Annotated in this window: 25 protein-coding genes; 16 read left to right on the top strand and 9 right to left on the bottom strand. The window is 71.4% G+C overall.

The genetic code is table 11. The features are described from left to right. The first annotated feature begins 14 nt into the window (after window positions 1-14). On the top strand, window positions 15-1,109 hold the full coding sequence (locus tag BJ964_RS04550; protein WP_275407633.1) for a D-alanine--D-alanine ligase family protein: 1,095 nt from the start codon (window positions 15-17) through the stop codon (window positions 1,107-1,109). Window positions 1,110-1,112: 3 nt separating this feature from the next. On the opposite strand, the gene BJ964_RS04545 is transcribed toward BJ964_RS04550, so the two are convergent. Together BJ964_RS04545 and BJ964_RS04540 are read right to left on the bottom strand one after the other, a co-directional pair. Further along, complete coding sequence (locus BJ964_RS04545; protein ID WP_188119503.1) at window positions 1,113-1,739, bottom strand: DUF3515 domain-containing protein; 627 nt, start codon at window positions 1,737-1,739, stop codon at window positions 1,113-1,115. 1 nt (window position 1,740) lies between these two features. Continuing rightward, window positions 1,741-1,974, bottom strand: coding sequence for an Lrp/AsnC family transcriptional regulator (locus tag BJ964_RS04540; RefSeq protein WP_188119502.1), 234 nt, complete (start codon window positions 1,972-1,974; stop codon window positions 1,741-1,743). 98 nt (window positions 1,975-2,072) lie between these two features. On the opposite strand from BJ964_RS04540, the gene BJ964_RS04535 reads away from it, so the two are divergent. Together BJ964_RS04535 and BJ964_RS04530 are read left to right on the top strand one after the other, a co-directional pair. After that, on the top strand, window positions 2,073-3,011 hold the full coding sequence (locus BJ964_RS04535) for a thiamine-phosphate kinase (protein WP_188119501.1): 939 nt from the start codon (window positions 2,073-2,075) through the stop codon (window positions 3,009-3,011). A 20-nt stretch (window positions 3,012-3,031) separates the two neighbouring features. Continuing rightward, window positions 3,032-3,490 (top strand): GNAT family N-acetyltransferase, encoded by a 459-nt coding sequence (locus BJ964_RS04530; protein WP_188119500.1) that lies wholly within the window; start codon window positions 3,032-3,034, stop codon window positions 3,488-3,490. A gap of 942 nt (window positions 3,491-4,432) precedes the next feature. On the opposite strand, the gene BJ964_RS04525 is transcribed toward BJ964_RS04530, so the two are convergent. Continuing rightward, complete coding sequence (locus tag BJ964_RS04525) at window positions 4,433-5,404, bottom strand: type IV toxin-antitoxin system AbiEi family antitoxin domain-containing protein (RefSeq protein WP_188119499.1); 972 nt, start codon at window positions 5,402-5,404, stop codon at window positions 4,433-4,435. Window positions 5,405-6,074: 670 nt separating this feature from the next. Further along, window positions 6,075-6,266, bottom strand: a complete 192-nt coding sequence (gene rpmB, locus BJ964_RS04520) for a 50S ribosomal protein L28 (RefSeq protein ID WP_026207002.1) — start codon at window positions 6,264-6,266, stop codon at window positions 6,075-6,077. Between the two features lie 178 nt (window positions 6,267-6,444). Here rpmB and BJ964_RS47760 point away from each other — a divergent pair, with 178 nt between their 5' ends. The 3 genes from BJ964_RS47760 to BJ964_RS04500 are packed head-to-tail and all read left to right on the top strand — an operon-like array spanning window position 6,445 to window position 11,062. Next, window positions 6,445-8,556, top strand: a complete 2,112-nt coding sequence (locus BJ964_RS47760) for a DAK2 domain-containing protein (protein ID WP_229806564.1) — start codon at window positions 6,445-6,447, stop codon at window positions 8,554-8,556. Next, window positions 8,553-10,727, top strand: a complete 2,175-nt coding sequence (recG, locus tag BJ964_RS04505) for an ATP-dependent DNA helicase RecG (RefSeq protein WP_188119498.1) — start codon at window positions 8,553-8,555, stop codon at window positions 10,725-10,727. The genes BJ964_RS47760 and recG overlap by 4 nt, the downstream gene beginning before the upstream one ends. After that, the gene (locus BJ964_RS04500; protein ID WP_188119497.1) at window positions 10,724-11,062 is read left to right on the top strand and encodes a DUF952 domain-containing protein; all 339 of its coding nucleotides are present in this window, start codon (window positions 10,724-10,726) and stop codon (window positions 11,060-11,062) included. Before recG ends, BJ964_RS04500 begins: the two co-directional genes overlap by 4 nt. Here the strand turns inward: BJ964_RS04500 and BJ964_RS04495 are convergent. Beyond that, window positions 11,052-12,347 carry a PVV-CTERM domain-containing choice-of-anchor G protein gene (locus BJ964_RS04495; RefSeq protein ID WP_188119496.1) on the bottom strand — a complete coding sequence of 432 codons (1,296 nt, stop codon included), beginning with the start codon at window positions 12,345-12,347 and terminating at the stop codon, window positions 11,052-11,054. The two genes, BJ964_RS04500 and BJ964_RS04495, sit on opposite strands and share 11 nt — an antisense overlap. Window positions 12,348-12,429: 82 nt before the next feature. Continuing rightward, the gene (locus tag BJ964_RS04490; protein ID WP_188119495.1) at window positions 12,430-13,365 is read right to left on the bottom strand and encodes a hypothetical protein; all 936 of its coding nucleotides are present in this window, start codon (window positions 13,363-13,365) and stop codon (window positions 12,430-12,432) included. A 279-nt stretch (window positions 13,366-13,644) separates the two neighbouring features. On the opposite strand from BJ964_RS04490, the gene rsmD reads away from it, so the two are divergent. The 9 genes from rsmD to mutM all read left to right on the top strand — a co-directional run bounded on the left by rsmD (window position 13,645) and on the right by mutM (window position 19,821). Next, window positions 13,645-14,208: a 16S rRNA (guanine(966)-N(2))-methyltransferase RsmD gene (gene rsmD, locus BJ964_RS04485; RefSeq protein ID WP_188119494.1), complete on the top strand. Its 564-nt coding sequence runs from the start codon at window positions 13,645-13,647 to the stop codon at window positions 14,206-14,208. Continuing rightward, on the top strand, window positions 14,205-14,684 hold the full coding sequence (gene coaD, locus BJ964_RS04480) for a pantetheine-phosphate adenylyltransferase (RefSeq protein ID WP_188119493.1): 480 nt from the start codon (window positions 14,205-14,207) through the stop codon (window positions 14,682-14,684). Before rsmD ends, coaD begins: the two co-directional genes overlap by 4 nt. 64 nt (window positions 14,685-14,748) lie before the next feature. Then, window positions 14,749-15,246 (top strand): SPFH domain-containing protein, encoded by a 498-nt coding sequence (locus BJ964_RS04475; protein ID WP_188119492.1) that lies wholly within the window; start codon window positions 14,749-14,751, stop codon window positions 15,244-15,246. An 86-nt stretch (window positions 15,247-15,332) separates the two neighbouring features. After that, complete coding sequence (locus BJ964_RS04470; RefSeq protein WP_188119491.1) at window positions 15,333-15,896, top strand: YceD family protein; 564 nt, start codon at window positions 15,333-15,335, stop codon at window positions 15,894-15,896. A gap of 5 nt (window positions 15,897-15,901) precedes the next feature. Continuing rightward, a complete protein-coding gene (rpmF, locus tag BJ964_RS04465) occupies window positions 15,902-16,075 on the top strand; it encodes a 50S ribosomal protein L32 (protein WP_043527495.1) in 174 nt (57 codons plus the stop codon). A 35-nt stretch (window positions 16,076-16,110) separates the two neighbouring features. Further along, entirely contained in the window at window positions 16,111-17,076 is a 966-nt protein-coding gene (locus BJ964_RS04460; protein ID WP_229806610.1) for a phosphate acyltransferase PlsX, read from the top strand. Next, window positions 17,069-17,794 carry a ribonuclease III gene (gene rnc, locus BJ964_RS04455; RefSeq protein ID WP_188119489.1) on the top strand — a complete coding sequence of 242 codons (726 nt, stop codon included), beginning with the start codon at window positions 17,069-17,071 and terminating at the stop codon, window positions 17,792-17,794. Before BJ964_RS04460 ends, rnc begins: the two co-directional genes overlap by 8 nt. After that, window positions 17,791-18,957, top strand: coding sequence for a mannosyltransferase family protein (locus tag BJ964_RS04450; RefSeq protein ID WP_188119488.1), 1,167 nt, complete (start codon window positions 17,791-17,793; stop codon window positions 18,955-18,957). Before rnc ends, BJ964_RS04450 begins: the two co-directional genes overlap by 4 nt. A 12-nt stretch (window positions 18,958-18,969) precedes the next feature. Beyond that, on the top strand, window positions 18,970-19,821 hold the full coding sequence (gene mutM, locus BJ964_RS04445; protein ID WP_188119487.1) for a bifunctional DNA-formamidopyrimidine glycosylase/DNA-(apurinic or apyrimidinic site) lyase: 852 nt from the start codon (window positions 18,970-18,972) through the stop codon (window positions 19,819-19,821). Window positions 19,822-19,913: 92 nt separating this feature from the next. Here the strand turns inward: mutM and BJ964_RS04440 are convergent, their stop codons facing one another. The 3 genes from BJ964_RS04440 to BJ964_RS04430 are packed head-to-tail and all read right to left on the bottom strand — an operon-like array spanning window position 19,914 to window position 24,144. Next, on the bottom strand, window positions 19,914-20,465 hold the full coding sequence (locus tag BJ964_RS04440) for a spherulation-specific family 4 protein (protein WP_188119486.1): 552 nt from the start codon (window positions 20,463-20,465) through the stop codon (window positions 19,914-19,916). Next, window positions 20,462-22,612 carry a hypothetical protein gene (locus BJ964_RS47755; RefSeq protein WP_229806563.1) on the bottom strand — a complete coding sequence of 717 codons (2,151 nt, stop codon included), beginning with the start codon at window positions 22,610-22,612 and terminating at the stop codon, window positions 20,462-20,464. The genes BJ964_RS04440 and BJ964_RS47755 overlap by 4 nt, the downstream gene beginning before the upstream one ends. Next, entirely contained in the window at window positions 22,609-24,144 is a 1,536-nt protein-coding gene (locus tag BJ964_RS04430) for a DUF3492 domain-containing protein (RefSeq protein WP_188119485.1), read from the bottom strand. Before BJ964_RS04430 ends, BJ964_RS47755 begins: the two co-directional genes overlap by 4 nt. A 651-nt stretch (window positions 24,145-24,795) precedes the next feature. Here BJ964_RS04430 and BJ964_RS04425 point away from each other — a divergent pair. Continuing rightward, complete coding sequence (locus BJ964_RS04425; protein ID WP_188119484.1) at window positions 24,796-24,990, top strand: hypothetical protein; 195 nt, start codon at window positions 24,796-24,798, stop codon at window positions 24,988-24,990. The last annotated feature ends 7 nt before the right edge of the window (window positions 24,991-24,997 follow it).

Here is a 24,997-nt window from a genome sequence, read left to right as displayed (position 1 = left end):
AGGCGCAGAGAAGAGTGACGTCCCCCCGCAAGACCCGCGTCGCGATCGTGTTCGGTGGTCGCAGCACTGAGCACGCTATTTCCTGTGTCAGCGCCGGTGCGATCCTGGGTGCCCTGGACCCGGATCAGTACGAGGTGCTGCCGGTCGGAATCACCCGTGAGGGTCGCTGGGTCCTCGCCTCGGGTGACGCCTCCCAGCTCTCGATCAGCGACCGGCGGCTGCCGGAGATCACGGCCGAGTCCGGCAGCGCCGTGGTGTTCGCGGCCGACCCGACGGCGACCGAGCTGATCGTGCGCGACGCGGCCGAGGGCGTCTCCGAGCTGGCCGGTGTGGACGTGGTGTTCCCGGTGCTGCACGGGGCGTACGGCGAGGACGGCACCATCCAGGGCATGCTGGAGATGGCCGGTATCCCGTACGTGGGCGCGAACGTGTTCGCCTCGGCGGCGGCCATGGACAAGGAGTTCACCAAGAAGCTGGCGGCCGCGGAGGGCATCCCGGTCGGGCCGTACGCGGTGCTGCGCGCCGGGACGTCGCTGTCCGAGGCGGACAAGGAGCGGCTCGGCCTGCCGGTCTTCGTGAAGCCGTCCCGGGCCGGGTCGTCGACCGGCATCACCAAGGTCAGCGACTGGGCCGACCTGGACGCGGCCATCGCCACGGCCCGCGAGATCGACCCGAAGGTGCTGGTGGAGGCCGCGATCGTGGGCCGCGAGATCGAGTGCGGGGTGCTGGAGGGCGAGGCCGGTGGCGCGCCCGAGGCGTCGCTGCTCGCCGAGATCCACGTCGACGACGCCGACTGGTACGACTTCGAGACGAAGTACCTGGTCGGCAGCCGCTACACGATCCCGGCGCCGCTGCCGGAGGAGCTGACCAGGCGGGTGCGGGAGTTCGCGCTGCGGACCTTCACCGCGCTGGACTGTGCCGGGCTGGCGCGTGTCGACTTCTTCGTCACGGCGGACGGCGAGATCTTCCTCAACGAGATCAACACCATGCCGGGCATGACGCCGACCTCGATGTTCCCGCAGATGTGGGCGGCCACCGGCGAGGAATACCCCAAGGTGGTGGACCGTCTCATCCGGACCGCGCTGCGCCGGGGGACCGGGCTGCACTAGGTCTCAGGCGCAGCCGCTGGGCATGGCGTTCCCGGGCTTCGACTTGACGGTCTTCACGACCGTCTCGGAGAACTCGTTCGCCCACTGGGCCGGATTCTGGTACGCCGACGGCACGGTCACCCGCACCGGGACCTCACGGTCCATCGTGGTGAGGACGGCCGTGCCGTCGTCGTTCTTCCCGAACCAGCAGACCCCGTCCATGAACAGCAGCTCGGTGTCCATCGGGACACAGCCCGGGGTCTTGTCGTCGAGCGTCGTGCACATGGCCGGCTGCGGGACGCCACAGGAGACGAGCAGCGGGGGCTCGCCGTAGGCCGCGTTCTGCTCCGGGCCGGCCGAGACCTTGCGCGCGTCCAGATCCCGGATCTTCGCGGGCAGCTGGGCGGTCACCGCGAGGCAGACCTGGGCGGTCGCCTCGTCCAGTCGAGGGGCGTCGACCTGAACCGGGGTGCTCGGAACGGCCTGGGGAACTTTGGCCGGTTCATCCGATTTCTCCGGAATCAAGGAGAAAAAGACGACGAGACCTACGATCAAAGTCACCGGTACGGCCACTGCGGTCGCCCACAGCGCGGCGGCCCGACGGGTCCGGTCCGGAGCTTCTTCGATCTTCGCGGTCTCGAGGTCCACCATGTCAGAGGTTTACCACGGAGCAGGTGAGCGTCCTCGTGATGCCCGGCACGTACTGGACCTTGCTCACAATGAGGCCACCCAACTCGTCCACGCTGTGTGCCTCGGTCAGCACGACCACGTCGTACGGACCGGTCACGGCGTCGACCCGCACCACCCCCGGTATCTTCTCGATCGCGGCGGCCACGTCACGGGCCCTCCCGACCTCCGTTTGAATCAGGATGTATGCCTGGACCACGTTCGACTCCTATCCGCCAGTGCGTCGGTGATCCCCGGTCGTGAAACTACCGTACGAAGCGACCCGGCAGCGGGTCGCCACCATCGAAGGACTTAGACGTGAGCATCGCAGAGGCCGGTGAATTCGGGCTGATCGGCCGAATCGTCTCCCGGCTCGGCTCCGGATCCGCCACCCTGCTCGGCCCCGGCGACGACGCCGCGGTGGTCCGCGCCGCCGACGGACGGGTCGTCGCCTCCACCGACGTGCTGGTCGAAGGGCGCCACTTCCGCCGGGACTGGTGCGGGCCCGAAGACGTCGGCCACCGCGCCGCCGCCGCCAACCTGGCCGACATCGCCGCCATGGGCGCCACCCCCACCGCCCTGCTGGTGGCGCTGTGCGTACCGACCGGGCTCGACGTCACCTGGGCCGAAGGACTCGCCGACGGCCTCTCCGCCGAAGCCGGGCTGGTCGGCGCGACCGTGGTCGGCGGGGACACCTCGGCCAGCCCCACGCTCACCATCGCCGTCACCGCATTGGGTGACCTGGGCGGGGTGGCGCCGGTCCGGCGGGACGGGGCCCGGCCCGGGGACGTGGTCGCCCTGTGCGGGCGGATCGGGTACGCGGCGGCCGGCCTCACCGTGCTGTCCCGTGGCTTCCGGACGCCGAAACTGCTTGTCGACGCGTACCGGCGGCCGGACGTCCGGTACCCGGCCGGACCCGAGGCGGCCCGGCTCGGCGCCACCTCCATGATCGACGTGTCCGACGGGCTGCTCCAGGACCTCGGGCACATCGCGGAGGCCAGCGTGGTCGGGATCGACGTACGGCGGGACTCCTTCGAGCCGCCCGCCCAGATGCTGGACGCGGCCAAGGCGCTCGGCGTCGACCCGTACGTCTGGCTCCTCGCCGGAGGCGACGACCACCCGCTCGCCGCGACCTTCCCACCCGGGGTGACCCTCCCCGACCACTGGCGGGTGATCGGCTCGGTGCTCGACGGAACCGGGGTCACCGTCGACCGCAAGCCCTGGACCGGCGGCACGGGCTGGGACCATTTCCGCTGACCTCGATTAGTCTTGCCCGCGTGCAGGACATCAAGATCAAATCCGTGGGTTTCGGCGACCCGGCGGTCCAGACACTCGTCGCCGAAAACCTGCGAGACCTCTCCGAACGGTACGGCGGCAGCGGCGACGACACCCCCATCACGGCAGCCGACTTCACCCCGCCGAACGGCGACTTCCTGGTCGCCGTCGAAGGCGACCAGCTGATCGCCAGCGCCGGCTGGCGACGGCACGGCGACGACGCCGAACTCAAGCGCATGTTCACCACCAGCGCCGCCCGCGGCCGCGGTGTGGCCCGCCGCATGCTCGCCGCCGTGGAGGCCTCCGCCACGGCGGCCGGCTGCAATCGCATGATCCTGGAGACCGGCGACCGTCAGCCGGAGGCCATCGCCCTGTACGAGTCCGCCGGCTACATGCGCATCCCCGACTTCGGCTACTACGCCGGCTACCCAGACGTCCTCTCCTACGCCAAGCCCCTCTAGCCCCACCCCCCGCCGCCGCGCGGCCCACCCCTCCCGCCTCCCGCACGGCCCACCCCTCCCGCCTCCCGCACGGCCCACCCCTCCCGCCTCCCGCACGGCCCACCCCTCCCGCACGCCGCCTGCCGCACGAATCCGCCCTAGCCGATCTTGGACGTCTTGCTACCCCTCGCGGCGGGAAGACGTCCAAGAATGGCGTCCCGCGCTGCGCGGTGCCTCGCATCCCGTGCGCCGCAAGCCATGCACCGCAAGCCATACGCCGTGCGCCGCAAGCCATGCGCCGTGCGCCATGCGCCATGCGCCGTGCCGCAGCACGGCTCACGGATGCGCCGTGGGCGATCTTGGGCGATTGGCTACCTCTTGCGGTGGGGAGGCGTCCAAGAACGGCGTCCTGCGCCGCGTGGTGCCTCGCATCCCGCATGCCGCATCTCCTGCGCGCCGTTGGGCTTGCGAATGCGCTATTGGCGATCTTGAGCCCTTTGCCACCTCTTGCGGTGGGAAGGCGTCCAGGAACGGCGTCCTGCGTCGCGTGGCGCCTGGCATCCCGAGGGCCGCAGGGCTCGCGGATGCGCCGTGGGCGATCTTGGGCGATTGGCTACCTCTTGCGGTGGGGAGGCGTCCAAGAACGGCGTCCTGCGCCGCGTGGTGCCTCGCTCTCCTGCATGCCGCCGCATCTCCTGCATGCCGCATCTCCTGCATGCTGCATCTCCTGCATGCTGCATCTCCTGCACGCCGCACGCCGCATCCCGCACGCCGCACGCCGCACGCCGCATCCCGCATCCCGCACGCCGCACGCCGCATCCCGCACGCCGTATCCGTATCCGTATCCGTATCCCGCAGGCTGTGGGGCTTGCGATTGCGCTATTGGCGATCTTGGTGGTTTGTCGCCTCTTTGCGGTAGGGGGCGTCCAAGGTCTGATGAGTGGGTGGTTGGGGGGCGTCCCTTTACCCCTCCTTTCTGGATCTTGGACCTTTTGTCACCGGGAGGGGTGGTGAAGCGCTCAAGAATGGGATGGGTTGGAGGGCGGCGCGGAGTTGGGTTGCTATCTCGGCCGGGCGGTGGCGGATCGCCCAAGCCGGGAAGCGGAGGACGCGGTCGCCGGGGATCCACAGATCGTTCTGACGGCGCATGTCGGCCCACCAATGCTCGACGTCCATGTGGTGGCCGCCGTCGATCTCGACGTGCAGTCTGAGTTCCTCGAAATACGCGTCCAGGTAGTTTCGCCGTCCGTGTGCGTCCCGGCGGGCATGCTGGAGGCGCGGCTCGGGAAGTCCGGCCTGGCGGCATAGGCGGAGGAAATCGGCTTCGGCCGCCGAGTGGACTCCACCCGAGGACCAGGTGACCGCCTCGGAGATCAGCGACCGGCGTTTGGCCCGGGGCATCCGGGCGAGAACGGTTCGGATGTCATCGGTGCAGACCAGGCGTTGCTGGAATCCGGCCGCGATGATGGCCCAGGCCCGCTGATCGGAGATCGCCCATTGGGCCGCGTCGACGAGTGACCGGGCCGGCAGGGTTCCCGGCGGTCGGCCCATCGGGTGGATGTCCGAGCCGGGCAGGATGCCGGTGCGGTGGACCACGACCCCGGACGGGGGACCGCTGGGTGTCTTCTCGGCCGGAACCAGCACATCGATCCGGTCGGTGAGGAAACCACGGAACCCGACGGTCTCGAGTGCCGACAGGCCGCCGAGCAGCGTTCCGTCGCCTGTGCTCAGGACCGCGATCCATCGCCGGGCCTCCCGGTCGACCGGGCCGGTGTGGGCGACGTAGACGCCGCGATGTACGCGCTGCCATCGTCGCGAACTGAGACGCCGCTCCACCGCTCGGGCGGAGAGATGGCACAACGCTTGTGGGCGGCTGAGTACACCGGCCTGTCGTTCCAGCAGTTCCCGCAGCGGGGGATCGGTCTCGGCGAACATGGCGGAGATGTTGCCGTTCCCGGCCGTGCCGAACGACCGGATTCCACCGTCCCTGTGGACGTCCGGGCCTTCCTGTGGATAACCGAGTCAAGTGAGGACGGGCGGCGTCGTGGGGCCACCCTTGGAAGACCGGACCGGACGTCGCGCCCGGCAGGCGAAAAGAGCGTCGTCGACCGCGGCACCGCCGGACGGAAGGGCGTCATCGACCACAGCGCCGTCGGACGACGCGGAGTGCCGACGGCCGGACGCTCGACCCGCGGAACCGTAGGTACACGACACAGCGGCGGAGCACGGGCGACAGCAGGCGACCGTGGCGGTTCGGCGGTCTGTCGGCGGCCGCGCGAGGCAGCCTGCTGATGGGGAGGGTGCCGCTGCCGGAGAGCTGAGCGAGCCGGGTGGAGTCGGTGACGGACCACTCCCACAGTGCCGTGTAGGTCGGCGAGCGAGAGGCGGGCCACGCGGTCAGTGGCCGGTAGCCGGCGCGTCAGCGGTACTGCCGTGTAGGTCGGCGAGCGAGAGGCGGGCCACGCGGTCAGAGGCCGGTAGCCGGCGCGTCAGCGGTACGTCGTGCGGTGATCAGTGGTACATCGTGCGGTGTGTGGCGGGCACGACAGCGAATAGCCGCTGAACCAGGGGTTCAGCGGCTATTCGATCAGCCAGAAAGGCTCGGTCAGGCGCGGACGACCTTGCCGGCCTTGATGCACGAGGTGCAGACCTTGAGCTTCTTGGTGGTCCCGCCACCGGCCGGGGTGCGCACCGACTGGATGTTCGGGTTCCAGCGGCGGTTGGTCCGCCGGTGCGAGTGGGACACGTTGTGGCCGAAGCCCGGTCCCTTGCCACAGACGTCGCACACGCTAGCCACGGGATACTCCTGGGTTTGATACGAAACTGACCTGATCCAGAAACTGGAGGCGCCCAGGGTAAGCAAGCATCGCCCAGGCAACCCGGCAAGGTTACCCGATCCCCGGCCGGGGGAGCCAATCGCCCCCGGTCAGCGTGCGTGCCCCGCGATTGTCGGAGGTCGCAAGTACGATTTTCGCGTGCTGGAGACCCTCGATGCCGCCGCGGTACGCCGCTGGTGCAATGGTGGGCTGGAGGCACTTCGGGCGCATCAGCGTGAGATCGACGAGCTGAACGTCTACCCGGTGCCCGACGGCGACACCGGCACCAACCTCGTCCTCACCCTGACGGCCGCGCACGAGGCGGTCGCCGGTCCGGTGGAGTCTGAGCCGGGGCCGGAGGGCATGACCGCGGTGGCCCGGCTGATGCGCCGGATGGCACGGGGCGCCCTGCTCGGCGCCCGGGGCAACTCCGGCGTCATCGTCTCGCAGATCCTTCGCGGCATGGCCGACGCCTTCGCGGCCGCCGTCGCGGTGCGCGGCGGTGAGCTGGCCCGCGCCTTGCGGACGGCGACGGACGCCGCCTACGCGGCGGTGGCCCGCCCGGTCGAGGGCACCGTGCTGTCGGTGGTGGCCGCCGCGGCCGAGGGCGCCGGACGGGCCAGGTCCGACGACCTGGCCACGGTGGCGCAGGCGGCCGCGCAGGCCGCCGCCGAGGCGCTCGATCGCACCCCGCAGCAGCTGCCGGTGCTCGCCCGGGCGGGCGTCGTCGACGCCGGTGGGCGCGGCCTCTGCCTGTTGCTCGACGCCCTGGTCGAGGTGGTCGCGGCGGGCGAAATGCCCCCGGCGGTGCCCGGCGGCGAAACACTCCCGGTGGTGCCCGGCGGCGACAGGCCCCCGATGGTCGCCGGCGGCCCAGCGGTGCCCGGCTCTGGAAGCGGCGATCCGGCGGACCCCGATCCGGCCGTCAGCACTACGCCGATCACCCCGATCGGCGGCCAGGCGGCGACCACTGTGCTGCCGATTTCCGGCCATCCGGCGGATCGGCAAGATCAAAGTCGGTGGGCGGGCCGGGAAAACCCGGGCCAGGCAGGCCGGGTAGGCGACGGCCAGGCCGCCCGACGGGGCGACGGCCAGTCGGGTCGGGCAGGCGAGAGCCAGTCGGGTCGGGCAGGTGAGGGGCAGTCGGCCCGGTGGGGCGAGGAGCAGGCGGGCCGGGTAGGCGAGGAACAGTCGAGTCCGGTAGGCGAGGGGCAGTCAGCCCAGTGGGGCGAGGGCCGGGCGGGCCGGGTAGTTGAGGGCCAGGCGGCCCGGTGGGGCGAGGGGCAGGCGGGCCGGGTAGGTGAGGGCCAGGCGGTCTGGACGGGCGAGGGCCGGGCAGGCCTCAGCCATCCGGCGGGCCACGAGGACGAGTGCGCCGGCTACGGGTTCGAGGTGCAGTACCTGCTGGAGGCCACCGAGGAGGCCGTCACCCGGCTGCGGGGCACCCTGGACGGCCTGGGTGACTCCCTCGTCGTCGTGGGCACCGGCGACGGCGACCCCCCGACGTGGAACGTGCACGTCCACGTGACCGATGTCGGCCCGGCGATCGAGGCGGGCATCGAGGCGGGCCGGCCGTTCCGGATTCGGGTGACGCCGCTGGTGGGGCACCGCCCGGGCCCTGATCGGCGGGCGGCTGTGGTGGTCGCCGCCGGGGACGGGCTGACCGCTCTCTTCGAGGGGGAGGGCGCCACCGTCGTGGACCGTAATCCGTCGACCGCCGAGTTGCTGGCGGCTGTGCACAAGACCGGCGCCGGTTCGGTGGTGCTGCTGCCCAATGACGCGAACACGCAGGCGGTGGCCGTCTCGGCCGCGCGGGAGGCGGAGGCCGCCGGTGTCCGGGTCAGTGTGGTGCCGACCCGTTCGCCGGTGCAGGCGCTGGCCGCGCTGGCGGTGCGGGACGAGCAGCGCCCGTTCGCCGACGATGTGATCGCGATGGCCGAGGCGGCCGGCGCCTGCCGGTACGGCGAGGTCTGCACCGCCCAGCGGGACGCGCTCACGGTGGCGGGCCCGTGCCGGGCGGGTGACCTGCTGGGTCTGGTCGACGGCGAGGTGCATGTGATCGGCGGCGACCTGACCGAGGTGAGTCACCGCCTGCTGGACCGGATGCTGGGCGGTGGCGGCGAGCTGGTCACCCTGGTGCTGGGGGCGGCCGCCCCGCCGGGTCTGGAGGCCGATCTGCGTGATCACGTGCACCGGACCTGGCCGTTCATCGAGTTGCAGTGCTACGCCGGCGGCCAGCCCCGGTACCACCTGCTGGCAGGAGTCGAATGACCACCACGGACGTCCCGCTGACCAAGGTTCTGGGTGCGAAGACCGCCAAGGCCTTGGAGCAGCATCTGGAGCTGGTTACCGCCGGCGACCTGATCTACCACTTCCCACGGCGGTACGACGAGCGTGGCGAGCACACCGACCTGCGCAGCTTGAAGGTGGACGAGCAGGTCACCCTGCTGGCCCAGGTGCAGGGGATCAATGTGAAGCCGATGCGCCAGCGCCGCGGCAACATGCTTGAGGTGACCATCGGTGACGGTTCCGGTGCGACGTTGACCTGCACTTTCTTCAACCAGGCGTGGCGGGAGCGGGAGCTGCGCAAGGGTGTGTGGGGGCTGTTCGCCGGGAAGGTGACCGAGTTCCGTGGCAAGCGCCAGCTGAACGGCCCGGCGTACCAGCTGCTCAGCGCCGATGCCACGCAGGACGACGCGGCCGCCGAGATCGAGGAGTTCGCGGGTGCGCTGATCCCGGTCTATCCGGCGGCCCAGGCGGTGCCGACCTGGGTGATCGCCAAGTGCGTGCGGACCCTGCTGGACACGTTCGAGCCGCCGCCCGACCCGATGCCGGCCGAGGTGCGGGCGAAACGGAACCTCACCGGCATCGGTACGGCGTTGCGGGAGATTCACCGGCCGAGCTCCGAGGAGGCGCTGTACCGGGCGAAGCACCGTCTCAAGTGGGACGAGGCTTTCGCCGTACAGCTGACGCTTGTGCAACGCCGGGCACGTGCGGCCGCGGCTCCCGGCACTGCCCGGCCCCGCGCGGAGGCCGGGTTGCTGGCGAGGTTCGACGCCGGTCTTCCGTATGAGCTGACCGAAGGTCAGCGTGAGGTGGGTGAGGAGATCGCGGCCGACCTGTCCCGGCCGCATCCGATGCACCGGCTGTTGCAGGGTGAGGTCGGTTCCGGCAAGACGCTGGTGTCGGTGCGCGCGATGCTCCAGGTGGTGGACGCGGGCGGGCAGGCGGCCCTGCTCGCGCCGACCGAGGTTCTGGCCACCCAGCACTTCCGCGGGATCAGCGCCCAGCTCGGCGCGCTGGGCCGGGCCGGTGAGCTGGACGGTGATCCGGAGGGCACCCGGTTGACGCTGGTGACCGGGTCGCTGGGGGCGGCGGCCCGGCGTGCCGCGCTGGCCGAGGTGGCGGACGGGCGTGCCGGCATCGTCGTGGGCACGCACGCGCTGCTGTACGAGGGTGTCGACTTCAAGGATCTCGGCCTGATCGTGGTGGACGAGCAGCACCGGTTCGGGGTGGAGCAGCGGGACGCGCTGCGCGCCAAGGCGGCCCGGCCCCCGCACGTGCTGGTGATGACGGCCACCCCGATTCCGCGGACGGTGGCCATGACGGTCTACGGCGATCTGGAGACCTCGATCCTGTCGCAGTTGCCGCGCGGCCGTTCGCCGATCGCCTCGCACGTCGTCCCGGCTCTGGAGAAACCGGCCTACCTGGACCGCGCCTGGGTGCGGATCAAGGAGGAGGTGCGGGCCGGGCACCAGGCCTACGTGGTGTGCCCGCGGATCGGCGAGGACGAGGAGACGCCACCGAAGGACGACGAGCCCACCCGCCGCCCGCCGCTGGCGGTGACCGAGGTGCTGCCGCTGCTGCGCGACGAGTACCTGAAGGGTCTGCGGATCGCGATGCTGCACGGCAAGATGCCGCCGGAGGAGAAGGACGCGGTGATGCGCTCGTTCGCGGCCGGCGACGTGGACGTGCTGGTGGCGACCACGGTCATCGAGGTGGGCGTGGACGTGCCCAACTCGACGGTGATGCTGATCCTGGACGCCGACCGGTTCGGTGTCTCCCAGCTGCACCAGCTGCGTGGCCGGGTGGGCCGGGGCGCCGCGCCCGGCATCTGCCTGCTGCACACCGAGGCGGAGGAGGGCTCGTCCGCCCGGGAGCGGCTGGACGCGGTGGCCTCCACGACGGACGGCTTCAAGCTTTCCGAGATCGACCTGGAGCAGCGCCGGGAGGGTGATGTGCTGGGCGCGTCGCAGTCCGGCAAGCATTCGCATCTGCGGCTGTTGTCGCTGCTGCGGGACGAGAAGCTGATCAAGGAGGCGCGGGCCGAGGCGTCCGCGCTGATCGGCGACGACCCCGACCTGTCCCGTTACCCGGCGCTGGCGGCCTCGGTCGCCGCGCTGGTCGACGAGGACCGCGCCGAGTACCTGGAGAAGGGTTGATCTTTCATCTCTGCCCCCGCGACGCGTGGGCCAAGGCCATCACGGAGGGCTTCATCCCCAACAACGGGGCGGAAGGCTTCATCCACTGCTCCGCGGCGGACTGGGTGCACATGCCGGCCACGCTGCGCTTCCGCGGGCGTACGGATCTGCTGCTGCTGGAGATCGACGAGGAGCGGCTCGACGTGCCGGTCGTCTGGGAGGACGGTGTCCCTCCGGAGCCGGACGGACGGCAGTTCCCACACATCTACGGCGGGATGAACGTGGGCGCGGTGGTAGCCGTTCACGACTATCCACCGCGCCCGGACGGTTCTTTCCCGGAATGGGTCAGGCCGTGAAGTCGACCTTGCGGCGGCGGGCCAGGAAGAAGAGCACGCCACCCACGACGAGCAGCAGGAACGCGCCACCCGCGATGCTGGCCGCGGCGGAGCCGGTCAGCGGCAGCGAGCCGTCGTCGTCGCCTCCGTCGGCCACCGAGGTGTAGGCGGTGGTGACCGGGGTGCTCGGCGACTGCTCGGCCGGCGGCGTGGTCTCCTCCGGGGTCGGCGGAGCGGTGGTCTCGGCCGGCGGCTGCGGGGTGTCGCAGTCGCCCGGCTTCTCCCAGGCGACCTCACCGTTCAGCACGTCCAGGTCGCCGCTGACGGTGACCTTCAGGCCCTCGGTGGCGCGGAAGGCGACCGACTTGGTCTGACCGGGCTGGAGGGCGAGGGTCTGCGCCGTACCCGTGCTGGGGGTGAAGACGGCCTCCAGGGCGGCGCCGTTCTCCGGGTTCTTGACCGTGAAGGTCAGGGCGTCGCAGGTGCTGGCCACGTTCGCCTCGGGGGTGCCGACCTCGGGCACCTGGCAGTCCGCGGGCTTGCTCCAGTCGCCCCGGTACAGCTCTTTGCCGCGGGACTGCACCACGATGTTCTTCGCGTTGGCGGCCGGCACGGTGACGACGACCGGCTCCTGGCGGACCTTCACCGTCTCGCTCTTGGTGAAGCCACCGTCCGCGGTGATCACGAACGGCTGGCTGAACGTGCTCCGGTTGATCAGCGTCAGCTGGACGTTGCCCTCGCAGTCCGGCAGCGCCTCGACGACCGGCTCGGCGACGCAGGTGCCGGCGCCGCCGTTGTACCAGGCCTGGCGCGGGCTGTTGCTGCCCGGGACCGGGACGGACCGGGAGCCCTCGCCCCGGTCGCTGCCGACCTTGCGGTCGTTGTAGCGGTCGCTGTCGTCGGTCAGCGGGTCGATGATCTTGTCGCCGAAGACGAAGTCGACCTGGGTGAAGCACTCCGGCACCTCGACCTTGAAGTCGAGTTTGCTGACGGTCAGCTCACCCTTGGCGGCGGGGGCGAACTTCTTGACCGAGCTGTCCAGGACGTACTGCGGGGTGGCGAACTTCGCCGACGGGGCGGTGTACGCCACGAGGGCGAAGGACTGCTCGCCGCAGAGCGGACCGTTGAGCAGCTCGATCGTGGCGGTGCCGCCCGGACCGTCGAAGGTGTGCTGGTACTTCGCCTCGGCGACGGGCGTACAGCGGGGGTGCGCGCTCGCGGTGGCGGGCGAGCCGAGGGCGACGAGGCCGGTGAGGCCGAGGAGGAGGCCGGCCGCCAGAGCGACGGCCCGTGGGGTTCTGCGCAAGTGTTGCTCCTGGGGTGGGGAACGGAAGGGGCGCGCCGACCTCAGTCGACGCGCCCCCGGTGTTACAGGTGGTTCAGGTGGATCAGGCGGTGAACTTCACCTTGCGGCGCCGCGCCATGACGAAGAGCAGACCACCGATGGCCAGCAGTGCGGCGGCACCGCCGGCGATGCCACCCGCGGCGGCACCGGTGACCGGCAGCGCCGGCTCGTCACTGTCCTCGCAGCCCGCGGGCTCGACGTAGTCGACCTTCACGGTCTCCGAGTAGGTCTCGCCCTCGTAGGTGACCGTGATCGTCAGGTTGACGAAGAAGCCCTCCTTGGCGGAGAACGTCTCCGAGCCCTTGGTGCCGGGGGCGACGGTGCGCTCGCGCTTCTCGCCCTTGCTGGTCTCGTAGCCCAGCTTGATCGGCAGGCTGTCCTTCGGGTTGTCGAACCCGATGGTCATGGTGTCGCAGGTGAGCTCGAAGATCGGCTCGGGCTCGCCCGGAAGGTCGTCCGGAAGCTCCGGCTCCTCGGAGGGCAGGCTCGGGGACGGCGACGGGGAGGACGGCGACGGCGAGGCCGGCGGCTGCTCCTTCTCCTTGTCGCAGGTGCCCTCGAAGTTCGCGGTGTTCTCGCGCGGGAGGTCCTTGTGCTCGTTGTCGAACTCGACCTCGACACCCAGGCGGGCGAAGGTCTTGGTGCCCTCGACGCGCTGGACCGCCGTGATGGCCTTGTTGGTGTCGTAGGTGTACTCGTTGCCGACCTTGTACTCGGGGAGTTCCACCTCCTTGACCGGGGTGCCCTCTTCGGCCTTCACGGCGTTGAAGCGGAACTTCTCGACGCCGTCGGGGGCGTTGCCGGTGACGGTCCAGGTGACGACCCAGTCGCCGGTCTTGGTGTCGCAGTCCACCGAGTAACCGATGACGCTGTCGGTGGCGTACGCCGGGGAGGCGGCCACCGCGACACCGGCCAGGCCGAGGACGGCGCCGGCAGCCAGACCGGCCACGCGGCGGAGCGGGGATTTAGACAGGTTCACGCCTTCTCCTGTGAAAGGGGTTCGGGAGCGCGTGGGAGGCGGCCGACTGTCGCTGGTGGATGAAACCGGATCCAGAGACGACGCCTAACCCCGCGGCTGCCCGACCCTAGCCATTCCCGGAGATCAAAGAAACGTCTCAGCGCTCGCTAAGGAGCTTGTTGCGCATCTGTGATCTTCGTTGTACCGAACGGAACCGTATCGTCGCGCGTCGTGCCCATGACGAGGGAATTGTTCACGCGAAGGTGGCTCACACGCGGTGGTGAAGTAGCGTCGCCACTGATGACCAGGATTATCGCGGGTGCGCACGGCGGCCGTCGGCTGTCCGCTCCGTCCGGCGCGCACACGAGGCCCACATCGGACCGGGTCCGGGAGGCGTTCTTCAGCGCACTGGAGACGATGACCGAACTGTCCGGATCGCGGTTCGCCGACCTGTACGCCGGATCCGGCGCCGTCGGCCTGGAGGCGCTGTCCCGCGGCGCCGACCACGCGCTGCTCGTCGAGTCGGACGCCAAGGCCGCCCGGGTCGTGCGGGACAACATCGTGGCGCTGCGGGTCGGGTCGGCCGCGAGGCTGGTCACCGGCAAGGTTCTGCAGGTCCTCGGCGACCCGCCGGCCGGCGGACCGTACGACGTGGTGTTCGCCGACCCTCCGTACGCGCTCGGCGACGACGAGATCGACACCGTCCAGGAGGAACTGGTGGCCAACGGCTGGCTGGCGCCCGGCGCTGTGGTGATCTTCGAGAGATCCACCCGGGGTGGACCGTTGAGCTGGGTGGACGGTCTGGCGGGCGACCGTACCCGGCGTTATGGCGAGACCACGCTTTGGTACGGTCGCCGATCATGAGACGAGCGGTGTGTCCCGGCTCCTTCGACCCGGTCACCAACGGGCACCTCGACATCATCGGACGGGCCAGCCGGCTCTTCGACGAGGTCATCATCGGAGTCCTCATCAACCAGTCGAAGACCGGCCTGTTCACCATCGACGAGCGTCTCGAGATGCTCGGCGAGGCGACGGCGCAGTACAGCAACGTCCGGGTGGCGTCCTTCCACGGCCTGCTGGTCGACTTCTGCCGGGACCAGGGCGCGGCCGTGGTCGTCAAGGGCCTCCGCGCGGTCAGCGACTTCGACTACGAGTTGCAGATGGCGCAGATGAACATCGGGCTCTCCGGTGTGGAGACCCTGTTCATGCCGACCAACCCGCTCTACTCGTTCCTGTCGTCGAGCCTGGTCAAAGACGTGGTCAAGTGGGGCGGGGACGCCTCGTCGTACCTCCCGGACAATGTGCTGGCTCGCCTGGTGGGTCGGTTGAAGCAGAATTAGGCGGGCGCGAAGTAACGTGATCGCACCACGTTGGGTGGCGGTTCGACGACGGGAGTGAGGCACGGTGGATCCGCTCGACCGCATCGACGAGATCATCGACCTTGTGCAGGACGCACGCTCCGTGCCGATGTCCCGGACGAACTTCATGTTCGACCGCGCCGAGATGATCGACCGGCTCGAGATCCTCCGCTCCGAGCTGCCGGAGGCGCTGCGGCGCTCGGCCGCCGTCCTGGACGAGCGGGACCGGATCGTCGACGCCGGCCGCCGCGAGGCCGACCGGATCGTCAGCGAGGGTGAGGCGGAACACGCCCGGCTCGTGTCGGTGAACGAGATCACCGTCTCGTCCGAGCATGAGGGCGCCCGGATCATCGCCGAGGCGCGGACCGAGGCGCAGCGTCTGCGTGAGGAGGTCGACGACTACGTCGACACCGCGCTGGCCAACTTCGAGCAGTTCCTGACCCGGGCGCTGGCGTCGATCGAGCGGGGGCGTGACAAGATGCACGCGCTCCGCGAGATCGGCACCTTCCAGGGAGAGGATGCCGAGCGCCCGCTCCCGTTCTGACCACGTTCGGCAAGCAGCCCGATTCGACGACGTCCTACAAGCTCAGGTAATGTTTTCGGTCGGCCTACCATGGCTGAGGAATCACGATGCCCAAGTCACCGCAGAGTCACCTGGACCCCAGGCAGCCGCTGGTCGTCGACACGACGAAGCTCCCCCGGCAGCCTGGTGCGACGCGTGCCCTGAATCGGGTGGTGCCGGCCCCGGCGGACCTCGGTCTGGAGCTGATCTCGGTCCCCGAGGGCTCTGATCTCACGGTCGACGCGACCCTGACGTCGGTCTCCGAGGGGGTCTACGTCAGTGGCACCGTCAGCGGCTCGCTCACCGGCGAGTGCGGGCGTTGCCTCAACGAGATCGACAATCCGTTCGAGGTCTCGATCGCGGAGCTGTTCGCCTACGAGGACAGCACCACGGAGGAGACCACCGACGAGGACGAGGTCGGCCGGATGTCGGGCGATCTGCTCGACCTGGAGCCGGTGGTGCGGGACGCGATCGTCCTGACCCTGCCGGCCAATCCGCTCTGCCGGCCGGACTGCCCAGGGTTGTGCCCCGAGTGTGGGGTGCATTTCGACGAACTCCCGGCTGATCACAGCCATGAGGAAGTCGACGCCCGCTGGGCCGCATTGCGCAATCTGTCAAAAAACGAGGAGTAGGAACCGTGGCCGTCCCCAAGCGCAAGATGTCGCGCAGCAACACCCGCTCGCGCCGGGCGAACTGGAAGGCGACCGCGGTGGTTACCGCGGCCTGCTCCCAGTGCAAGTCGCCGAAGCTGCCGCACGCCGCCTGTGGCGTCTGCGGCACCTACAACGGCCGTCAGGTCCTCGAGGTCTGACGTCGCGCGTGACTCGCCCGATCATCGGGCGGGTCGTGCCCGAGCGGTGGCGAACCACCGGTGCCACGGCTCCCGGACAGCGTACTGTCGGGGAGCCGGGCACCGCGCGGATCGCCGTCGACCTCCTCGGCGGGGACCAGGCTCCCGCCGTCGTGGTTGACGGCGCTCTGCGCGCTTGCCGGGCCGATCCGTCCCTCCACCTGACTCTCGTCGGTCCGGCCGATGCCGCCGACGCGGTGCTCGCCGCCCTGAAACCGGGCGACCGGCGCCGGATCACCACCGCGATCACCCCCACCGACACCGTCAGCGGTGCGGTGGCCGCCGTCGCCCAGGGCCGCGCCGACGCGCTGGTCTCGGCCGGCGACACCCGGGCCACGGTTCTCGCCGCCGCCCGCGAGCTGGGCCGCTGGCCCGGCATCCGACGTCCCGCCCTGACCGCCGTGCTGCCCACCGTGGCCGGCCGGGTGGTCCTGCTCGACGTCGGCTCCAGCGTCGACCCGGACGAGGAGACCCTCGCCTGGCACGCCCGGATCGGGGCCGCGTACGCCGCGGTCGTCCACCAGGTCCCCGCGCCCCGCGTCGGCCTGCTCACCATCGGCACCGAGCCCGGCAAGGGCGACCGCCTGCGCCGTGCCCTGCCCAACCTGCTCGTCGATCTGCCGCTGCCCGGCGGCGCCCGCTACGCCGGACTGGTCGAGGGCGGCGACATCGTCCTGGGCCGCGCCGCCGACGTGGTGGTGACCGACGGTTTCACCGGAAACGTGCTTCTCAAAGGCCTGGAGACGGCGTACGCCCTGACCCGGCCCCCTTCCCCGGACAAGACTCCGCCACCCCGTGCCGCGCTGCTGCTCGGGGTGTCCGGCACGGTCGTGGTCTGCCACGGCGCCGCCGCCGGCCCGGATCTCGCCGCGGGCATCGCGCTCGCGGCCGACCTGCACCGCCGCGCCTCGGTCGCGGCGATCGCCGATCTGCTGAGGTACAGCGAGGTATCGCATGATTGACAAGCGCCGTCGTCCATCCACTGAGCCACTCGAGGAGGCGTTCGGTGTCCCGTTCAAGCCGGAGCTGCTGGAACGGGCGCTGACCCACCGGTCGTACGCGTACGAGAACGGGGGTCTCCCGACCAACGAGCGCCTGGAGTTCCTGGGCGACTCGGTGCTCGGCGTGGTGATCACGTCGGCGCTCTTCCACAACCACCCGGATCTGCCCGAGGGGCAGCTCGCCAAGCTGCGGGCCAGCGTGGTCAACATGCACGCGCTCGCCGACGTGGCCCGTGGCCTGGGCCCGGCCGGGCTCGGCCCGCACCTGCTGCTGGGCAAGGGTGAGGAGACCACCGGGGGGCGGGACAAGGCGAGCATCCTGGCCGACACCCTGGAGGCGCTGCTCGGCGCGATCTACCTGGAACACGGTCTGGAGATCGCCAGCGAGGTGATCCACCGGCTGTTCGACCCGCTGATGGCCGAGTCGGCCGGCCGGGGCGCGGCCCTGGACTGGAAGACCAGCCTCCAGGAGCTGACCGCGGCGCTCGGCCTGGGTGTGCCGGACTACGAGATCGAGGACTCCGGCCCGGATCACGCCAAGACCTTCACGGCCTGGGTGGTGGTGGCCGGCGAGCGGTACGGCGGCTCCGACGGCCGCAGCAAGAAGCAGGCCGAGCAGCGGGCCGCGGCGGCCGCTTGGCGGACGCTCACCGAGCAGGCCGAGAAGACCGAGCCGTGACCGTCATAGTGGAAGAAAAGACGGAGAAGACCGCTCTATGGGATAAAGCGGGCGGATGGAACGGGGTCCTGACGGCCGTCGGGATCCTCGCCCTCACCCGGGTCGGTCAGCTCCTCATGATCGCCTGGCTGGGCGGCGCCACCGAACAGCCGCGATCCGTCTGGGAGCGGCTTCTCGTCTGGGACGCCGGCTGGTTCCTCCGGGTCGCCGTCGACGGCTACCCCGAGGGCTACACCTACAGCGACTCAGGCCAGCTGGAGGGCAACGAGCTCGCCTTCTTCCCGGTCTACCCGATCCTCATCCGGGCCGGCGCGGCGGTCGGCATCGAGCCCAGCGCGGCCGCACTCGGCGTGGCCTGGCTCGCCTCGATCGCCGCCGCGATCGGGCTGTACCTGCTCGGCACCAGCCTCTACAGCAAACGGGCCGGCTGGGCGCTCGTCGCGATCTGCTGCGCGGCGCCGGCGTCCGTGGTGCTGTCCATGGCGTACTCGGAAAGTCTCTTCATCGCCCTGGTCGCCGGCATGTTCGTGGCCGCGCACCGCCGGGTGTGGTGGGCCGCCGGCCTGCTCGGCCTGGCCACCGCGCTGACCCGGCCGACCGGCGCCGCCGCCGCGCTCGGCCTCGCCGTGGCCGCCCTGCTCGCGATCCGCGACGGCGACCAGCCGAAATGGAAGCCGCTGGCCGCCGCGGCCGCCGCGCTCGCCGGGGTGCCGCTCTACCTGGGCTGGGTCGCCTACCGGGTGGGCGAGCTGGACGCCTGGTTCAAGATTCAGACGGCGGGCTGGGGCACCTCGTTCGACTACGGCGAGAGCACCGGCAAGTTCCTCTGGACGACCCTGCGTGAGGGCGACGGCTGGATCCCGCTCAGCGTCGCGTTCATCCTGCTGGCGGCCCTCGCCGCGGCCGGGGTGGCGCTCGCGCGGAAACCGTGGCCGCCGCTGGCCGTCTACGGCGTGGTGGCGATGATCCTCGTCTACGGGCAGGCCGGTTTCTACCACTCCAAGCCACGGCTGCTGCTGCCCGTACTGTTGACGCTGCTGCCGGCCGTCGTGGCCGCCGCCCGCGCCCGCCCCCGGGTCGCGGTCCTGTCGATCACCGCCTGGGCGCTGTTCGGTCTCTACTACGGCGCCTACCTGGTGACCGTCTGGCCGTACACGTTGTAAAGGACACCGCCAGTGCCCGAGCTTCCCGAGGTCGAGACCGTCCGCATGGGCCTGGCCAAGTGGGTGACCGGCCGCACCATCGCCACCGCCGAGGTGCTGCACCCCCGGGCCATCCGCCGCCATCTGCCCGGCGACGCCCACTTCTCGGCGGTGCTCGCCGACCGGACCGTGCTGGACATCTCCCGCCGCGGCAAGTACCTGTGGCTGCCCCTGGACTCCGGCGACGCGATCGTCGGCCACCTCGGCATGAGCGGCCAGCTGCTGATGCAGCCCGCCGAGGCCGCCGACGAGAAGCACCTGCGGATCCGCTTCACCTTCACCGACGGCGGCCCGCAGCTGCGCTTCGTCGACCAGCGCACGTTCGGCGGGCTGGCGGTCTCCGAGGGCGGCGCCGAGCTGCCCGGCGAGATCTCCCACATCGCCCGCGACCCGATGGACCCGCTCTTCGACGACGTGGCCTTCACGGCCCGCATCCGGGGCCGCCACACCGAGGTGAAACGGGCCCTCCTCGATCAGACCCTGATCTCCGGCATCGGCAACATCTACGCCGACGAGGCCCTGTGGCGCGCCCGGCTGCACGGCGCCCGCCCCACCGACCAGCTCACCCGCCCCGCGGTCGAACGCCTGCTCGGCCACGTCCGCGACGTCCTGTCCGAGGCCATCGTGGCCGGCGGCACCAGCTTCGACGAGCTCTACGTCAACGTGAACGGCGAGAGCGGCTATTTCGACCGCTCCCTCAACGCCTACGGCCGCGAGAACGAGCCCTGTCACCGCTGCGGCGCGATCATCCGCCGCGAGCAGTTCATGAACAGGTCCTCGTTCAGCTGCCCTCGCTGCCAACCAAAACCCCGCAAAACCCCTTGATCGGTACGCGCGAAGCCGCCCCCAACGCGATCCTGGACGCCTTCCCACCCTTTTCGGTGATCGATCGTCCAAGATCGCTCGCGTCGGGGGCGTCAGCCGTGTGAGGCGGTTGCGGCGCTGATGCGGGGGGCCGCGTCGGTGGCCAGGCCGAAACCGGCGCCCCGGCGGCCCATCAGGCGGCGGGCCGCCGTGAGCAAGGGGGCCGGTACGCCGTGGACGATGTGCCCGTCGCCGGGGCGGACACCGTCGCCGTCCCAGCTCTGGTAGGCCGACCACGGGCCCTCGAACGTGCAGATCCGCACCCCGAGGTCCCGGTAGAGCGGATGGGTCGGCACCCCCGGATTCAGCACCACCCGGTGCAGCCCGCGCCGGGCGGCCAGCCGGACGGTCAGCGCGACCGGCCCGACCCCGCCCGACCCGGCCGGCGCCCGGTCCAGGAACAGCCCCTCCACGCCGTCGGCCCGCCAGGCGTCCACGTCGGAGAGCACGTCGGCCAGGGAGCGGCTGCCCCAGTCCAGGTCGATCCGGCCCAGCGACTGGTGCAGGATCCGCCGGTCGCCGGGCTGTTCCCGGACGATCCAGGTGTCGGTGTCGAGCTCCAGGTAGGGCGACGGGTGGGCGTACGGGGGAAAGAGGGTCTTCACGGCGTTCTCCGAAGGTCGGCGGCGGTCAGGGCGACGATGAGCAGGCCGGCGAGGTGCGTCGCGGCGAGTACGGCGACGGCGGCGGGCAGCATCCCCTCCGGCGGGGCGGACATGGCCAGCACCGCGGCGGCGATCGGCGGGAAGGCGGCCAGGACCGCGGCGATCCCGTGCCGGGACCGGGCCGCCAGCAGGAAGGTGACCGCGAACACCCCGCCGAGCAGGGTGCCGGCGGCCAGTGCCAGCACCGCGTCACTGGCGCCCGGCACTCCGGCGAGCCCGTACGGCAGCCGGTACGCGGCCAGCAGCAGCCCACACCCGGCGGCCAGCGGCGGCACCAGCCCGGCCAGGGTGATCGCGGTGACGTTGCGGACGTGGCGGTCGAACTCCTCCGGCGTCTCGGCCGAGTCCAGCCCCGCGTCGAGCCGGGCCGTGTGCCAGCCGATCAGCCCCTCCAGCACGGGTACCGCCACCAGCAACGGCAGCACCGCCGGCACCGGCATGGCGGCCGGCCCGCCCCGCCAGAGCAGCACCACACTGACCGCCTGAGCGGCCCCGATCACCAGGTAGGCGACGCCGCGCCGCCGTTCGGCCGGGTCGAGCCGGGCGGGCCGCGTGGTCCGGCCGAGCACGGCGGGCCGGAAGGCGCGCACCGTCACCGCCACGATCGCGGCCGGAAGCAGGGTCTCCACCGGCACGGCGGCGATCCGGTCCAGCCCGGCGGAATCGGCCAGGGTCGCGGCGGCGAGCAGCCAGCACGGTGTGAACCAGGCGGCCACCGAGGCCTCGGCCCGGGTGACGAGCGCCGCGGTGACGCAGCCGAGGCTGATCAGCCCGCCCAGCCCCACCGTGGCGGCCAGCGCCCGGTCCGGTCCGAGCAGCACGTCCGGCGCGACCCACACGAGCGCGAACCAGATCCCGATGACCGCGGCGAACCCGGAGGCCACCATGCGTGCCGCGGCGGCCGGGCCACCCCGGCGGGCCGCGCTGACCCCCATGGCGGCCAGCCCCTGCGCGGCGGTCCACCCGAGCAGGAGCGTCGCCGCCGGAACCGGCCATGCGACCCGTCCCAGCGACTCCGCCCCGGCGACGGCCAGGCTGAGCGGCCCGAGATACAGGCCGCACCGGACCAGCGCGGCGACCAGATATCCGCCGGGAGCGCGCCGGGCACGCGCCGGTCGCGCCGTGCGCCGCCGTCCGGCCGGCCGGAGTTCCAGCTCACGCCTTTCCGGGTACGTGTCCCGCGCGCCCGCTTCACCGTGGAGGGAGACACCCCCGGCCGGCTCGTCCCGGAGCCCTGGAGCGGCGGCTGTCCCGTCGCTCTCCCACCCCCGCACCGGCAGGCCCTCGACCGCACCGGTGCCGGTGGCCCAGGCATCCGGCGCGGTGCCGGCCCCCGTGAGCGTGCCCGCGGGCCAGATCCAGGAGCCGGTCAGGTTGTCACCGGTCCCGGCCGCCCTCTCCCACCCACCGGTGAAGCCGCTCTCCGCTGCCCCGGCCCAGCTCTCGGCAGTGTTCCCGCCGCTACCGGACCATTCCTGGACGCCGTCCGTACTGGTGTCGGTCCATTCCGGGGCGGCGTACCCGCCCGCGTCCTCCCATTGCTGGACGCCATCCGTGCTGGTGTCGGTCCATTGCTGGACACCGTCCGTGCTGGTGTCGGTCCATTGCTGGACGGCGTCCGTGCTGGTGTCGGTCCACTCCGGGGTGGTGTGCCCGCTGGTACCGGCCCATTCCTGCGCGGCGTGCCCGCTGGTGTCGGCCCACTCCTGGGAGGTGCTCCCGCTCGTGCGGGTCCATTCCTGGGAGGTGGAACCGGCCCCGGACCAGAAGGCCCGCGCGTCCACGACCCCGGAGCCCTCCAGCGGGTCGGTGATGCTCGCGGCCGGGAGCTTCTTCTCGGCCGCCGCCCAGGGGTCCCAGGACTCCGGAGCCCGGGACTCCACGTCCGGGAGCCCGGGTCCGGTGGGGGTCTCCACCTCCGGTTCGGCGGCGTGGCGGCCGGGGCGACGTCGTGGCGGCGCCAGTTCCGGCTGGTTCCCGGCGACATACCGGGCGTCGGTGGCGGCGTTCTGCCGGCGGCGGTTGCGGACGCGTACGGAACGCGTCGTCGTCGTCCCGCCCGTGCCGCGCGGCGGAGTGATCCTCATACCTTCTCCCGAGTTAGCCAGCGCACGGTCGCCGGCGTGGTGATCCGGGGCGCGGGAACGGTGAGTGCCAGTTCGAAGGCCGGCGCCGGGGGTGGCGCGGCCAGGTCGGAGTAGAGGGCGCCGTACACCCGCACCACCCGGTCGACGGTGAAATGGGTGAGGGCACGCTGCCGGGCCGCCTCCCCGAGCGCCCGGCGGCGGTCGGGGGACCGGAGCAGCCCGACGATGGCGATGGCCAGCTCGGACGGGTCGCCGGGCGGCACCAGCAGTCCGGTGTCGCCGAGTGTCTCGCCGGCCGGCCCGATGTCGACGCCGACCACCGCGCGGCCGGACATCATGGCCTCGACCAGCCGGTACGGCGGATCCGCCGGCCCCGGAACGTGCGCCACCACCTGCCCGACGGTGTACCGGTCGCGCGGATCGGCGGGCAGGTGGTGCAGTCGTACGGCCCGGCCGAGCCCGGTGCGCTCGATCTGTTCGGCGCACTGCTCCTCGTGGGCCGCGGTGATCCCGACCAGGTGCAGAACCGCCCCCGGCACGGCCGCGGCCACCTCGGTGAACGCCTCCAGCACACAGGACAGCCCACTGTCCGGCCCGCCGCTGCCGGCCCACACCACGGTCGGCGTCCCGGTGGGTTCGGCGGCCCCCGGATACTCCCGCGGGTCGACCCCGGCCGGCACCTGGACGAGCCGGGTCGGCTGCGCGCCGTGCTCCAGCGCCCAGCCGTGGTGATAGGTGGAGAGCGGCGCGATCAGTTCCGCCTCGGCGTACCCGGTGCGGGCCACCGACGTGCGGAACCGGCGCAGCACGGTGCGCACCCCGGGGGAGAGCCGTTCCTCGGCGGGCCGTTGCCGGACCACCGCGGTGCGCGCCTCGGTGAGCAGCAGCGGAACCCCGGTACGCCAGCGCCCGGCCAGCGCGGTGAGCAGCGGGGTGGTCCCGCCCACGCAGTGCACCAGCTCCACCTCGGGCAGCGGTACGGCCAGCGCCCGCATGGCGTGCCGGATCAGGGTGGCCGCGGTCCGGGCGTCGCGCACGCTGAGCCGGGGCATCGGCGGCTGCCCGTCCGCGGCGTCGGCCTGGCGCTGCCGCCACGCCTCGAGCAGCGCCTCGGTGAGTGGCAGCGATGACAGCGGGCCGGCACGACCGGAGTCCTCGGTCGGCGGGCAGAGCCCGGTGATGCGGCGCAGACCCTCACCGAACAGGGCGGCGATCGGGGCGGCGTCGCCGAGCAGGCCCCGGCAGAGCAGGGTGGCGGCCTCGGCGGCGTCGTCGGCGGCAGCGCCGCGCCGCCGGTCGGCACGTGCCGGGTCGCGGCCGAGCGCGATGGCACGCGCCGAGCCGACGTTGTACGGGAGCGGGTACGCCGGCGCGGACGGTGGTTCACGGTCCGTGACGGTCAGCAACTCGAAGCGGAACCGGCGCAGCCCTTCGACGAGGGTCCGGCACCATCCGCCGAGGGCGTCCCGCCGGTACGGGTACCCGCCGCCGGTGAGCAGACAGATGCGCTCGCGTGACGGGGTCGGATTCACGCTGGAGGCAACGACACAAACCGCCGAAGTCACCGGAGCATGTCGGCTAGGCGACACAATTACGTACTATTTGTACCGGTTTGTCGGCCAGCTTTGCCCGGTTTTACCCGAAAGGCCATGACGTGCGCGCCTACTTCCCGCGCTCGCGCCCGTACCGTCCGTCGATCTCCACCCGTCCGTCTCCACGGTGTGCTCGTGCCGTCGGCCCGTGAACCCCTTCGGGCGCCCCGCCCCGACCCCTGTCCCGAACCGTCAGATCTTGCGGAAAATGGCGGTGCCTGATGGGATCGAGATGCCCGCCGACGAGGCATAATCCCTGCTGAAGCGCTGTGGTGGCGTGATTCACCCGACTCCGGCACGCCCCCGGCTCAGCCTCGGCTTGACGGAGAGTGGGTATCGGCGGACTATGGAGTTGTCGCCAGTCGCGCCCACTCATGCCCCGGATCATTCGTGGCTTGGGTCGTTGCACCATCTAGAGCCTCGCTGAGTTCTTGGCGGGATTCTGTGTTCACGCGTGCCCGTGAGCATGTGGTGCGTTCAGTTCGCACTGAGTTGGTTACTGCGTACTGATCAGCTCGCTGGGCGCCACGTTGGCCGGCCTTTCCGGCAACGCATCACAAATCGAGACGCAGCGCGTCACAAGGAGTCACGATGGCGAAGGCCCTCTTTGGCCACGTAGGTGCGGCGCCCGACCGGCGCCTCCTCGACGAGGTCACCCGACTGCGTTCCAGGGTGCAGTCCCTGGAGTTCGAGGTCACCCGCCTCCGGGCGGAGAATGATCGTCTCGCCGCGGCGGCGGTGGAAGCAGACGATTTCGCGCGGCTGACCGAGCCCGCCCTGACCTGAACTCCAT

This window comes from Actinoplanes lobatus, from assembly GCF_014205215.1.
Lineage (GTDB): Bacteria > Actinomycetota > Actinomycetes > Mycobacteriales > Micromonosporaceae > Actinoplanes > Actinoplanes lobatus.
This window is presented reverse-complemented; position numbering and strand designations above follow the sequence as displayed.

Excerpts from the sequence above, each read along its gene's own strand:
- rsmD (WP_188119494.1), top strand. The coding sequence starts at position 13,645 with ATGACCAGGATTATCGCGGGTGCGCACGGCGGCCGTCGGCTGTCCGCT.
- rnc (WP_188119489.1), top strand. The coding sequence starts at position 17,069 with ATGATTGACAAGCGCCGTCGTCCATCCACTGAGCCACTCGAGGAGGCG.
- coaD (WP_188119493.1), top strand. The coding sequence starts at position 14,205 with ATGAGACGAGCGGTGTGTCCCGGCTCCTTCGACCCGGTCACCAACGGG.
- BJ964_RS04545 (WP_188119503.1), bottom strand. The coding sequence starts at position 1,739 with ATGGTGGACCTCGAGACCGCGAAGATCGAAGAAGCTCCGGACCGGACC.
- BJ964_RS04525 (WP_188119499.1), bottom strand. The coding sequence starts at position 5,404 with ATGTTCGCCGAGACCGATCCCCCGCTGCGGGAACTGCTGGAACGACAG.
- BJ964_RS04470 (WP_188119491.1), top strand. The coding sequence starts at position 15,333 with ATGCCCAAGTCACCGCAGAGTCACCTGGACCCCAGGCAGCCGCTGGTC.
- BJ964_RS47755 (WP_229806563.1), bottom strand. The coding sequence starts at position 22,612 with ATGAGGATCACTCCGCCGCGCGGCACGGGCGGGACGACGACGACGCGT.
- BJ964_RS04425 (WP_188119484.1), top strand. The coding sequence starts at position 24,796 with ATGGCGAAGGCCCTCTTTGGCCACGTAGGTGCGGCGCCCGACCGGCGC.
- recG (WP_188119498.1), top strand. The coding sequence starts at position 8,553 with ATGACCACCACGGACGTCCCGCTGACCAAGGTTCTGGGTGCGAAGACC.